Origin of the sequence: Yimella sp. NH-Cas1 (assembly GCF_022359705.1) — a bacterium.
Taxonomy (GTDB): domain Bacteria; phylum Actinomycetota; class Actinomycetes; order Actinomycetales; family Dermatophilaceae; genus Yimella; species Yimella lutea.
On the sequence record NZ_JAKSGG010000003.1, the window covers coordinates 2,076,213 to 2,088,333 of the forward strand.

Annotated in this window: 9 protein-coding genes; 4 read left to right on the top strand and 5 right to left on the bottom strand. The window is 68.0% G+C overall.

The genetic code is table 11. The annotated features are described in order from the left end of the window. Together MF407_RS10280 and MF407_RS10285 are read right to left on the bottom strand one after the other, a co-directional pair. Positions 1-1,344 carry a pitrilysin family protein gene (locus MF407_RS10280; protein WP_239702217.1) on the bottom strand — a complete coding sequence of 448 codons (1,344 nt, stop codon included), beginning with the start codon at positions 1,342-1,344 and terminating at the stop codon, positions 1-3. Then, complete coding sequence (locus tag MF407_RS10285; RefSeq protein ID WP_129627301.1) at positions 1,341-2,615, bottom strand: pitrilysin family protein; 1,275 nt, start codon at positions 2,613-2,615, stop codon at positions 1,341-1,343. Before MF407_RS10285 ends, MF407_RS10280 begins: the two co-directional genes overlap by 4 nt. A 153-nt stretch (positions 2,616-2,768) precedes the next feature. Between MF407_RS10285 and MF407_RS10290 the strand changes: the two genes are divergently transcribed. The 4 genes from MF407_RS10290 (at position 2,769) to MF407_RS10305 (ending at position 8,711) form a co-directional block, all read left to right on the top strand. After that, positions 2,769-4,229, top strand: coding sequence for an FHA domain-containing protein (locus tag MF407_RS10290; RefSeq protein ID WP_239702218.1), 1,461 nt, complete (start codon positions 2,769-2,771; stop codon positions 4,227-4,229). A gap of 87 nt (positions 4,230-4,316) precedes the next feature. After that, complete coding sequence (locus tag MF407_RS10295; RefSeq protein WP_239702219.1) at positions 4,317-6,923, top strand: FHA domain-containing protein; 2,607 nt, start codon at positions 4,317-4,319, stop codon at positions 6,921-6,923. Positions 6,924-7,008: 85 nt separating this feature from the next. Beyond that, positions 7,009-7,488 carry an SsrA-binding protein SmpB gene (smpB, locus tag MF407_RS10300; protein ID WP_239702220.1) on the top strand — a complete coding sequence of 160 codons (480 nt, stop codon included), beginning with the start codon at positions 7,009-7,011 and terminating at the stop codon, positions 7,486-7,488. Positions 7,489-7,520: 32 nt separating this feature from the next. Further along, complete coding sequence (locus tag MF407_RS10305) at positions 7,521-8,711, top strand: PQQ-dependent sugar dehydrogenase (protein WP_239702221.1); 1,191 nt, start codon at positions 7,521-7,523, stop codon at positions 8,709-8,711. On the opposite strand, the gene MF407_RS15900 is transcribed toward MF407_RS10305, so the two are convergent. Genes MF407_RS15900 through ftsE form a run of 3 tightly spaced genes read right to left on the bottom strand, consistent with a single transcriptional unit; the run spans position 8,712 to position 11,687 of the window. Continuing rightward, positions 8,712-10,010, bottom strand: coding sequence for a M23 family metallopeptidase (locus tag MF407_RS15900; protein ID WP_239702222.1), 1,299 nt, complete (start codon positions 10,008-10,010; stop codon positions 8,712-8,714). A gap of 26 nt (positions 10,011-10,036) precedes the next feature. Next, the gene (gene ftsX / locus MF407_RS10315) at positions 10,037-10,957 is read right to left on the bottom strand and encodes a permease-like cell division protein FtsX (RefSeq protein WP_239702223.1); all 921 of its coding nucleotides are present in this window, start codon (positions 10,955-10,957) and stop codon (positions 10,037-10,039) included. Position 10,958: 1 nt separating this feature from the next. After that, complete coding sequence (ftsE, locus tag MF407_RS10320) at positions 10,959-11,687, bottom strand: cell division ATP-binding protein FtsE (RefSeq protein ID WP_239702224.1); 729 nt, start codon at positions 11,685-11,687, stop codon at positions 10,959-10,961. Positions 11,688-12,121: the final 434 nt, after the last annotated feature.

The window sequence follows — 12,121 nt, forward strand, 5'->3', positions numbered from 1 at the left end:
TCAGACGACCGTCAGATCGCCGATGCCGAGCGCACCCACTTGGTCGGCGTACTTATCGGCATCACCGACGAGCACGATCGTCCGAGGCTGCGAACTCCATTGCTGCCAGGCCGAGTTCACGTCCTCGAGGGTCAACGACCGCATGGCCGCGAGGTAGTCGGTGATGAACGAGGTGTCCAGGCCGACGAAATGGAGCGACGCTGCCTCGTCGGCGACCGCGTCCGCAGTGGCGTACCGGGCGGGAGCCGTCATCGACAGGAAATCGACGCCCTCGCGCAGCTCCTCGGCGTCCAGACCGCCGTCGACGCCGTCGAAGATCTCCCCCAGCAGCCGTAACGAATCGGGCGTGGAGTCCGCCCGCACCGAGCCCGCGACGATGAACTGCCCGAAGTCGGACCTCGGTCGGAAACTGCCGCGCATCCCGTAGGTATAGCCCTTCTCCTCGCGCAGCACCCGGTCGATGCGGGCGTGCGGCGAACCGCCGACGGCGTACGACAACACCGGGTAGGGCGCCCACTGCGTGCCGTTCTCGCGGGCCGGGCCCAACCAGCCGAGGTGGATCTCGGTCTGCACCGAGCCCGGACGGTCGACGAAGACGACGCGGTTGCGGTCGTCCGCGGGCTGGTCGGATGCGACGTCCAGCGTCGGCGCGGACGTCTGGGAGTGCCAACCGCCCAGCGTCCGGTTCAACGCAGCGAGCATCGCTTGTTCGTCGAAGTCGCCCGCCACCACCACGAACGCATCGCCCGGGCGCACCCAGTCGGCATGAAAGCGTGCGCAGTCCTCACGGGTGAGGTCGGCAAGCGACTCGCGCGTTCCCCCGGTGGGCCGGGACAACCGCGACTGCGGGGTGAAGAAGGTACGGACGAACTCCAACGTCCCGCGGTAGCCGGGGTCGGCGAGATCGTGGTCGATCTGCGAGATCCGTTGCAGGCGATGTCGATTCACCTCCTGCTCAGGGAAGGCCGGTTCGGTGAGGCATTCCAGCGCGAGCCCGAAGCCGGTCTCGACGTTGCGGGTGGTCGCTTCGAGGTCGAGCCAGATGCCGTGCTGGGTGACGCCCGCGTGCAGCGCGATGCCGTTGCCCTCGAACAGTTCGGCCATCTCGTCGGCGGAGTGCGACGCGGTGCCCTCGTCCATCGTCCGGGAGACCATCGTCATCACCCCTTCCCGGTCGCGCGGCTCGGCGGCCAACGGAACCGGGAGGTTGAGACGGGTGGAGGTGACGTGCTGTCCCGGCAACGGATAGAGCGCGACCTGCAGTCCGTTGTCGAGCGTGTGCTCGCTCGCCTGCGGGAAGGTCCACGGCGCGGGCGGGTGCACCTCGGGTCGGGCGGCGTTCATGCTGCGGCTCCCTTCTTGTGGACGACGACAGCTCGCGAGTCGGGCCGCATCCATTCACTCGCGACCCGGCGTACCTCATCGGCGGTGACCGTCGCGGCGTCGTCCAGGTGGGTGTTGATGAACTGCGGGTCGTCGTGCAGCAGCGTCGACTGGCTGATCGTGTCGGCTCGCTCCTCGTGCACGGCGAGCGCCTGCAGCCAGCCGCGCTCGAAGTCGGCGAAGGCGGCCTTCATCTCGGCGCCGGTCGGGCCCTCGTCGGCCAGACGGGTGAGTTCCTCGCAGATGACCTCCTCGACCCGGTCGATGCTCGAGTCCTCGGCCGCGTCCGCTGTCAGCAGGCCGAGCGAGACACCGTCGACCAGACCCATGCAACTGCGCGAGACGTGGGTGGCGACCTGCTCGCTGCGGACGGCCCGTCGGTACAGCCGCGAGGTGGCCAGACCCGAAAGGATGTCGAACGCCGCCTCGGCGACCAGGTAGTCACGGGTGTGGTCGGGCGGGAGTCGGAACGCGAGGTAGAGCCGGTCGTCGGGTACGTCGTCCGTGCGCTCGAAACGTAGCGGCGCCGTCAACGGCGGCAACGGTTCCGTGCGAGGGGCGAGCGCGATGTCGGCGCGCGGGATACCGCCGAAGTACTTGTCCGCCAACTCGATCCCCTGTTCGGCACCGACGTCGCCGACCAACGTGAGCACGGTGTTGTTGGGGCCGTAGTGCCGCTTGAAGAAGTCGTGGACGTCGTCCAGCGTCGCCGCGTCCAGATCGGCCATCGAGCCGATCGTGGAGTGGTGGTAGGGGTGGTCCTCGGGGAAGACGAGGCCGTAGAGGTCCTCCAACGCGTGCCCGTACGGCCGGTTGTCGTAGCGCTGTTGCTTCTCCTCCTTCACCACGTCGCGCTGATTGTCCAGGCAGGTCTGCGTGACGGCATCCAGCAGATAGCCGTGCCGATCGGCTTCCAGCCAGAGCGCGAGATCGAGCACGCCGGTCGGGACGGTCTCGAAGTAGTTGGTGCGGTCGAACCAGGTCGTCGCGTTCAGCCGGGAGCCGTGGCCCATCAGGACGCGCATGTGCTCGCCCTCGGCGACATTGCGCGATCCCTGGAACATCAGGTGCTCGAACAGGTGAGCCAGTCCAGTGTGGCCGGGCGTCTCGTGACGTGAACCGACGTTCACCCACAGGTTCACGGCGACGACCGGGACGCTCGGGTCGGGCGCGACCACGACGCGCAGTCCGTTGTCGAGGGTGTGGTCGTGCACTTCGAAGTCCAAGGGCATGGGCGCCACCCTAAGCGGGTGGAACCGCCGTGCCCTGACGGGCGTCGGGGCAATCGTCCGGCATTCGTCCTCACGGGTGAGCTGCCGGGTAACCTGAACCGACGTCCGGCCGGTGCGCCGGACCGCAGATCGTCAACGAAAGTCGGAGACCTGATGAGCACCTCGCACGACCCGCAGTTCGGCAGCCACCCGTCCGCCCCCGCGCACGGCGGTCACGGCGCTCCGGCGCAGATCGTCTGGCAGGACACCTCGCCCGGTGCGACGCCCGCGTGGACAGGCCCGGCCGCCTTCGGCGCCGAGAGCGAGAACGCGCCGGCCGAAGCACCCGCACACGAGGAACCGAAGTCGCTGTCGTCCGCCTGGGCCTCGTGGTCGCGGACGCAGGAGCCGGCGGCCTCCGATGCTCCCGCCCGGCACGACAGCTTCACGAACGACCGGGATGACCGACGTGATGACGTGCGCGTCGATGAACCGGTGGCACAGCAGCCGGTCGAGGATTTCGCCTCGCAGGAGCAGGTCGCGCAGGTCGAGCCCGATTCCGACGCCGGCGCCCGGGATCGCGACGACGAGCAGCGTCCCGATGGTTCGGGCGGAGCTGACTGGAACGGCGCGGCCGCCGGCGGACTCGGTGCCGCGGCAGCGGCCGGAGCCGCGACGCCCGGGGGTTGGGTCAGCCCCGGCTCGGCCCCGACCGCGGACGAGGTTCACCAGGACTGGACCGACCGCAACGGGCAGTTGGCCCCGTCTACACAGGACCCACGTGAAGCACAGGCGCCGGTCGACGAGCCGAACGTCCCGCAGACCTCGCACGAGCAGCACGAGCAGCACGAGCACCATGTGCCCGACGAACAGCCCTCGGGCCTGAGCCTGAGCAAGGACGAAAGCCACCGCGACGAACCGAACGACTTCGGTGCCCCGGCGGACGGTCAGGCCACCATGCACCACCGTCCCGACGACGACGACTTCGGCGGCGAGGACCGGCGTGGACCGGACGACGGATCGCAGGGCGGCTACGACCCGTACGCCCGTCCGGCGCAGCAGCCCGAGCCGTTCGGTGGCCACGACGACCGCGCCCCCGGTGAGGTGCACCGCCCGCCGATGGACGGGCCGCAGGCACAGCCCTTCCAGCAGGACGCCTCGCACCCGGCGCAGGGGCAGCCCCAGGGCCATCAGCAGGGATACCAGCAGGGCTACCAGCAAGGACAGGGCCAGGCCGAGGCGCAGGACGCCTGGTCCGCCCACCACCAGGGACTGGCGGCCGAGAGCCCGATGGCGACCGACCCGTCGGCGGGTGACGCGATCCCGGCACCGCCCGCGAACGATGCCCCGGGCCAGTCCGGTGGTGGCTCCACGGCCACCGACTCCGACGACGATGCACTGACCATCGGGCGTGGACGCGACAACTCGATCGTCCTCGACGACATGTTGGTCTCGCGCAAGCACCTGCGCATCACCGCCGACGACGAAGGACTGCTGTTGGAGGACCTCGGCAGCCGTAACGGCACCTATGTCAACGGACGCCGGGTCGAGCGCTCGCACCTGCAGGAAGGCGACCGGATCGGCGTCGGTGGCACCACGTTCGAGGTGCGCGACGGCTGGCTGGTGACGATCTGATCTCGCGAGACGGGGACCGCTTGTTGATCGATTGTTCGAACCTGCCGCGAGTACGCACATGACCACCACGACCAGGGGGACGGGTCGATGACCGATGTCCGCATCACGTACGGCGACAACTCACGCCGTATCGCCAACAACCAGATCCTGACCATCGGCCGCAGCCGCGACAACGACCTGATGATCACCGACGCGGGTGCTTCGCGCCGGCACGCCCAGGTGCGCCGCACGGGTGACCGGATCGAGGTCACCGACCTCGGCTCCTCCAACGGCACCTTCGTCGACGGTCAGCGGATCAGCGGGCCCACGATCGTTGACGTCGGTGGACGCGTCCAGTTCGGCGGTCTGGATGCGCAGCCGATCGGTGTCGTGACCCGTGACTCGGGTACCACCGGCGGTTCCACGAGTGCGCCGATGCCCTCGGCGGGAGCCCGCATGCCCGGTCCCGGCTCACGCCCGGCGACCGGTGGCCCTTCGGGACCGACCGGACCCACGCGTCCCGGCGGTGGTCCGAGCGGACCCTTGCCCAAGCGACTGCCCGCGACCTCGTCGGTGCCTCGCGTCCCCTCTCACACCGGTGTGGTGTTCGACCGCTACCAGTTGCAGGATGCGATGCGGGCGCCGTCCGACGGTCGCCCGACAGCCTTGAGCGGCGCCGCTCCTCAGGTGCTGGCTCCTGCCGGCGGGCCGGGCGGACAGCGCGGCCCGGGCGGCCCGGGCGGTGCAGGCGTCCCGGGGCCGGGTGCGGCTCAGGGCACGCTGACCATCGGTCGCGGCCTGGAGAACCAGGTCGTCGTCGATGACCTGTTGGTCTCCCGGGTGCATGCTCGCCTGGTGCCGAACGGTGTCGGGTTCGACGTCCAGGACCTCGACAGCCGTAACGGCACGTACATCAACGGTCAGCGGATCACCGCGGGACGCCTCGGCGAGGGCGACCTGCTGGCTGTCGGTCACTCGCGGTTCACAGTGTTGCGCGGTCAGCTCGTCGCCAGCCTCGACGAGGGTGACGTCAACTTCGTCGCCAACCACCTGACCTTCGAGTTGCCGAGTGGCAAGAAGCTGCTGGACGACATCTCGTTCGCCCTCGAAGGGTCCAGCCTGCTCGCGGTCATCGGCCCGTCGGGCGCCGGCAAGTCGACGCTGTTGAAGGCGCTGACCGGTTCGCAGCAGGCGACCGAGGGCGAGGTCTACTACGACGGACGAGACCTGTACGAGAACTTCGACGACCTGCGTCACCGCATCGGAGTGGTGCCGCAGGACGACGTCGTCCACCGCCAGCTCACCGTCAAGCAGGCGCTGCGGTTCGCCGCGGAGCTCCGTTTCCCGGACGACCTCGACAAGCACCTGCGCGACCGCCGGGTCGATGAGGTCATGGGCGAACTCGACCTCACCGCCCACGCCGACACCCGGGTCGACAAGCTGTCCGGTGGCCAGCGCAAGCGCACCTCGGTCGCGCTCGAGTTGCTGACCCGACCCTCGCTGCTGTTCCTGGACGAACCGACGTCCGGTCTCGACCCGGGCCTGGACAAGCAGGTCATGCACACGCTGCGCGGCCTGGCCGACGGCGGTCGCACAGTCGTGGTGATCACGCACAGTGTCGCCAACCTCAACGTCTGCGACAAGGTGTTGTTGCTGGCGCCTGGTGGCAAGGTCGCCTACTTCGGACCGCCCGACCAGCTCTTGCGCTTCTTCGGGCTCTCCGACCACGCCGACGTGTTCACTCAGGTCGCCCGCGATCCCGAGGGATCGAAGCAGCGCTTCAAGGCCTCCCCGCTCGAGGCCGAGCAGATCGAAGCACCGCTGTCGGCTCGTCGTCCTGCGCAACGTCCGCTGGAGAAGCCGCCGAGGCAGCAGTCCATCGGTTCGCAGTTGTCGACGCTCGCGCGGCGGCACCTCAAGGTGATCTTCGCCGACAAGGGCTACACCGCGTTCATGCTGTTGCTTCCGGTCGTGCTCGCCGTCCTGGTGATGGTCGTCCCGAGCAAGCACGGACTGGCCACTCCGCCGGCCGATCAGATCAACACCGCCGAACCACGCGTCCTGCTGGTGGTGATCATCGTCGGGGCGCTGTTCATGGGCACGGCGGCGAGCATCAGGGAACTGGTCGGCGAGCGCGCCATCTTCACCCGGGAGAAGGCGGTCGGTCTGTCACCGGCGGCGTACCTGTGGAGCAAACTGGCGATCTTCGGCTTCCTGACGCTGCTGCAGTCGATCGTGCTGGTCGTCCTGGTGACGTTGGTGAAACCCGGTCCGTCGTCGGCGGTGATGTTCGGCAGCGGACTGATCGAGTTGATCATCGCTACCTGGCTCACCGCATTCTGCGCGGTCGCGCTCGGCCTGTTGATGTCGAGCTTCGTGACGACCAGCGAGCAGGTCATGCCGCTGCTGGTGGTGTCGATCATGACGCAGATGGTGCTGTGCGGTGGCCTGTTCCCTGTCGACGGGCGAGCGGTCATGGAGCAGCTGAGTTGGTTCACCCCGGGTCGCTGGGGGTACGCCGCGGCCGTGTCCACCGTCGGTCTGCAGGACTGGATCCCCGACGGCGAACAGTTCGCCGCCTTCCGTGCCGACGTCGATGACCCACTGTGGTCGCACTCCTCCGGTACCTGGATCCTGTGCGTCGCGATGCTGCTGGTGCTCGCGGCCGTCTTCACCGCGTTGACCCAGTGGCGGTTGCGCAAGACCGCCGACTGATCAGCACCACAAGCAGCCACACACTGGGCAGCCCCACCGACAATTCGGTGGGGCTGCACCCGTTTCGGCACGTATCCTTTTCGGTATGCCCCGTGAAGCCGGCAAGAAGATCATCGCCAACAACAAGAAGGCGCGCCACGACTACCTCATCGAGGAGACGGTCGAGGCGGGCCTGGTCCTCATGGGCACCGAGGTGAAGAGCCTGCGCATGGGGCGCGCCAACCTCACCGACGGTTTCGCAGGCGAACGCAACGGCGAGCTGTGGTTGGAGAACGTCCACATTCCCGAATACCTGCAGGGCACCTGGACCAACCACTCGGCCAAGCGCCGCCGCAAGCTGCTGATGCACCGTGCCGAGATCGACAAGCTGATCGCCAAGTCGCGCGAGTCCGGGCACACGCTCATCCCGCTGTCGCTGTACTTCCTCGACGGCAAGGCGAAGGTCGAGATCGGCCTGGCGAAGGGCAAGAAGCTGCACGACAAGCGGCAGTCGCTGCGCGAACGGCAGGACAACCGCGAAGCCGAGCGGGCGATGTCGAACGTGTTCAAGCGCGGTCGCAGGTAGGCGCGATGAAACGGCGCACGGCAGGAACGGTCATGGTGGCCGCGCTCCTGCTCGCGAGCTGCACCTCGGGGTCACCCGGCTCCGGCGAATCCTCACCCTCAGGCTCTGGCGGGTCCTCACCGTCGACCGCGCCGTCGACCACACCGGCGGGCTCCGACTCCCCCAGGCTCACCGTCCGGCCGGTCGCCGGCGGGCTGGAGCACCCCTGGGATCTTGCGTTCCTGCCGAGCGGCCAGATGTTGGTGACCGAACGTTCGGGCGGCCTCTCCCTGCTGTCCTCGACGCGGCCCGGGGCACAGCGCACACCCGTCGCTGCCGACCTCGACTCTCTGAACGCACGCGGCGAGGGTGGTCTGATGGGTGTGGTGCTGATGCCGGACTTCGCGACATCGCGTCAGTTCCTCACCTGTGAAACCCACCGGGATGTCGACATCCGTCTCGTCGTGCGGAAACTCTCGCCGGACGGTCGTAGTGCCGACCGCGTCCGCGATCTGTTGACCGGGCTCCCTGTTGCCGGCAGCGGACGTCACTCGGGCTGCCGGATGGACTACGGCACGGACGGCATGTTGTACGTCGGCACCGGAGATACGGCGGATGCCGCTGTGCCGCAGGACCGCTCGAGCCTCGGCGGGAAGGTGCTGCGGATCGATCCACGCACCCGCAGAGCGCCTGCGGACAACCCGTATGCGTCCTCCTCGAATGCCGGCGAGCGTCTGGTGTGGACGTACGGTCACCGCAACGTCCAGGGCGTGGCCGTACGCGGGTCACGGGTGTACGTCGCCGAACACGGACCCGACAAGAACGACGAGATCAATTTGCTGCGCAAAGGCGCCAACTACGGCTGGGACCCCAGCAAGGGCGGTAGCCAGGACGACTACGACGAGTCGGTGTCGATGACCGACACCGACCGCTTCCCCGACGCGGTGCCGGCCGTGTGGTCGTCCGGCGACATGACAGAGGCGATCTGTGCGGCGACCTTCCTGACCGGCAAGCAATGGAAGAACTGGGACGGCGCACTCGTCACGACGGCGCTCAAAGGTTCGAAACTCCTTGTGTTGCAACTTGATTCATCGGGCACGAGGGTGGTCTCGACACAGGCCCCGAAGCCGGTGAACGAGGCGTACGGACGCCTTCGTGCAGCCCGCCAGGGTCCGGACGGCGCGTTGTACGTGACCACCAGCAACGGCAGCGACGACCGCGTCCTGCGGATCAGCGCCGGCTGATCAGCCGATCCAGCTGCGCGGGTCGACGGCCTGTCCGTCATTCAACGTCGTGTAGTGCAGGTGACAACCGGTGGACCGACCCGTGGTGCCGACGTACCCCACCAGCTGACCCTTCTTCACCGTGCCGCCACGGACGGCGAACGCCGACAGGTGCTCGTACATCGTGGCGAGGTTGACCCCACGGACGAACCCATGGTCGACGACCACGTAGTTGCCGGCCACGCTGTTGTAGGTCGCGGTGACCACCTCGCCGGCGGCGGACGCGTACACCGGCGTCCCGCAGGCCAAGGCCCAGTCGACGCCGGCGTGCAGCATCCATACCTTCAGCACCGGGTTGTGACGCATGCCGAACTCGGACACGATCGAACTCGGTGACGCGGGCGGCTCGAGGAAGCCGCTGCTGCGGCTGGGCGCACGCGGGGAAGCGGCCGGTGGCGGCACGGCCATGCGTGCCTGCCGGGCCGCTTTCGCGCGGGCTGCGGCGCGCGAGGCCAGCACCCGGCCCAGGCGGGACGACTCGCCCTTCTGCCAGGCCAGCAGCTTCAGGTCGGCCTTGCGCTGCCGTTCGAGGGAGTCACGCTGGGTGATCTGGGTGCGTCGCAGTGACTCCAGGCGGGCCTTTGCGGACCGCGCGTTGTTGCGAGCAGTCGTTGCCGCGGTCACCGCGGTGCCGGCCTGCACCTTCAGCCGGGCGACTCGCCGGCTGGCAGCACCGAGCCGGTTGATCGCAGCGGTCTTGGACGCCTTCTCCCCCGCCAGGCTCGTCAGGACGCCGTTCTGCTGGCGCATCACGATGTCGGCCAGTGACATCGTCTCCGACGGGTTCTTGCGACTCATCAGGATCTGCAGCGTGAGGTCGAAGGACCCCAGACCACCGGTCATGTAGCTCTGCCGCGCCACACCACCCACCAGACGTTTGGTCCTGACCTGATTGGTGTTGATCGTGGTCAGGTCACCGCGGGCCCGACGCTCCTCGGACTGCGCGATCTTGAGCTGGCTGTTGACACCCTTGAGGTGGTTCTCGGCGCCGGTGAGCGCCTTCTGCTTGGTGCCCAGGTCGGTACGTGCCTTCGCCAGCTGGCCGTCGGTGCGACGCAGCGCGTCCGAGGCAGCGATCAACTGACGACTCACGGCGTCGAGCCCGCCGGCCGTCGCGATGATCTGCCGGTCGATCTTGGCCTTCTGGTCGCCGGGATCGTCCGCTGCCGCGTTTGCCCCGCCGGGAACGAGCATCGTCAGTGCCGCGATGGCTGCACCGCGTCGCAGGGTCGGGCGCAGACCTCGTTCAGTTCGCTCCACGTCGCTTGTGCCTTTCTGCGTCACACCTACACCCTCACCACACGGCGCAGGCTCAACCATGAGACGAGGATGGACAACACGACGGCTCCACCCACCAACCAGGGTAGGACCTGCCACACCTCGTCCGCACCGATGAGCGCAATAACGTCACCCCCGCGACCCTCGGCCGAAAACAGATCGGCCACGCCCTTGACGACCAGCAGCCACAGCGCGACCCCGGCCAGCACGGCACCAAGGAGAGCAGCCAGGACCACCTCGATGACGAACGGCAGGTAAATGGTTGTGGCCGAGGCGCCGACCAGGCGCATGATCTCGACCTCGCGCCGTCTGCTGAACGCCACTTGTCGCACCGTCGTACTGATCAGCAGGATCGAGCACAGCACCATCAGCGCCGCGAGACCGACGGCGGCGACGCTGAGCACACCGAGGAGCTTGAAGAAGGTGTCGAGCACCTTGCGCTGGTCGGTGATCGCCTCCACCCCGGGCGATCCGTCGATGGCAGCCACCACCTCGGCGTAACGGTTGGGGTCGGACAGCTTCACCCGGAAGGACGCGGGCATCGAGTCCGGGCCGACGTCACTGAGGTACGGGCTGTTCTTGAACTGCTGCTTGAACCGTTCGTAGGCCTGCGCGGCGGACTCGTAGTGAATCTGCTCCACCAACGGCTTCATGCTCTCCAGGTCTCGCTTGACCTGGTCGCGTTGAGCCGGCGTCACCGCGCCGTCGACACACGAGGCGGCCGCCGAGGAGTCCTTGGTGCACATGAAGATCGAGACCTCGACCTTGTCGTACCAGTACCCCTTGGCCATCGTGACCTGCTTCTGGGCAAGCAGACCGAGACCGAGGAAGAACATCGACACCATCGTGACCAGCACCACGGAGATGATCATCGACATGTTGCGGCGCAGGCCCCCACCGACCTCGCCGAGCATGAAACGCAGTCGCACCTCAGTCCACCAACCGTCCGCGCCCACGCCGGTCGTCCGGCTGAGGTTCGGCCAGGTAGCTGCCGAGTTGTTCATCGCGCACGAGTTCTCCGTTGTGCAGTTCGATGACCCGCTTGCGGAACAGATCGACGATGCGCTCGTCGTGGGTGGCGACCACGACGGTCGTCCCGGTCTTGTTGATCCGTTCCAGCACCTTCACGATCTCGGTGCTGGTGTCGGGGTCGAGGTTTCCCGTCGGTTCGTCGGCCAGCAGGATCTGGGGCTTCTTCACCATCGCGCGCGCGATCGCGACGCGCTGCTGCTCGCCGCCGGACAACTCGTGCGGACGCCGTTTGGCCAAGCCGTCCAGCGAGACCAGTTCGAGGATCTCGGGCACCATCTGCTTGATCCGGTGCCGCTTGGTGCCGAGCACCTGCAGAGCGAACGCGACGTTCTGCGCGACGGTCTTGTTCTCCAGCAGACGGAAATCCTGGAAGACCACGCCGATGTCCCGGCGCAGCTGCGGCACGTGCCGGTCAGGCAACGTACGCAGGTCGCGGCCCGCGACCAGGATCGCGCCGTGGGACGCCGTGATCTGGCGGGTCATCAACTGCAGCATCGTCGACTTGCCGGAGCCGGAGGTCCCGATGAGGAAGGCGAAGTCGCCGCGCCCCACGTCGATCGAAACATCGGACAACGCCGGTTCGGCGCTGCCCGCGTACCGCTTGGTGACGTTCTCGAAGGTGATCATGCGGGTTCGAGCAAGGCCTCACGTCGGTCGGATGGTGCGGCCGCAGCGAGATGCTCGCCGGGGCATCGCCACCGTACGCCGCGGTAGCGTCCGGCCCCGGACGGCACGCCGGACGCCCGGCCAAATGGCGCTGTGGCATGGTCCTGACGCACGGGCAGGTCTACCCATGGCGGCCGAACCGCGTCCGGCGTGGCCACGGCTCGATTCGCCTACGCCGGGGGTATGTGTTCGTGAATCCGTCCGGCACTCGGTTGATTGCCGCGGGCCACACCGGCGGTGGCATGACCGTTCGTTCGGTGGCGACCGGCGCGACCCAGCCAGTGGTGTCCGCCGACGCGTGCCTGCCGCGGGGCGAGGCCGATTCAGCGTCGTTCATCGCCGAGTGCAAGGGGATCGGCTCGGACATCCATCGATGTCCGAGCCGATTGTCGTGC

Excerpts from the sequence above, each read along its gene's own strand:
- MF407_RS10280 (WP_239702217.1), bottom strand. The coding sequence starts at position 1,344 with ATGAACGCCGCCCGACCCGAGGTGCACCCGCCCGCGCCGTGGACCTTC.
- MF407_RS10285 (WP_129627301.1), bottom strand. The coding sequence starts at position 2,615 with ATGCCCTTGGACTTCGAAGTGCACGACCACACCCTCGACAACGGACTG.
- smpB (WP_239702220.1), top strand. The coding sequence starts at position 7,009 with ATGCCCCGTGAAGCCGGCAAGAAGATCATCGCCAACAACAAGAAGGCG.
- MF407_RS10295 (WP_239702219.1), top strand. The coding sequence starts at position 4,317 with ATGACCGATGTCCGCATCACGTACGGCGACAACTCACGCCGTATCGCC.
- ftsE (WP_239702224.1), bottom strand. The coding sequence starts at position 11,687 with ATGATCACCTTCGAGAACGTCACCAAGCGGTACGCGGGCAGCGCCGAA.
- MF407_RS10290 (WP_239702218.1), top strand. The coding sequence starts at position 2,769 with ATGAGCACCTCGCACGACCCGCAGTTCGGCAGCCACCCGTCCGCCCCC.
- MF407_RS10305 (WP_239702221.1), top strand. The coding sequence starts at position 7,521 with ATGGTGGCCGCGCTCCTGCTCGCGAGCTGCACCTCGGGGTCACCCGGC.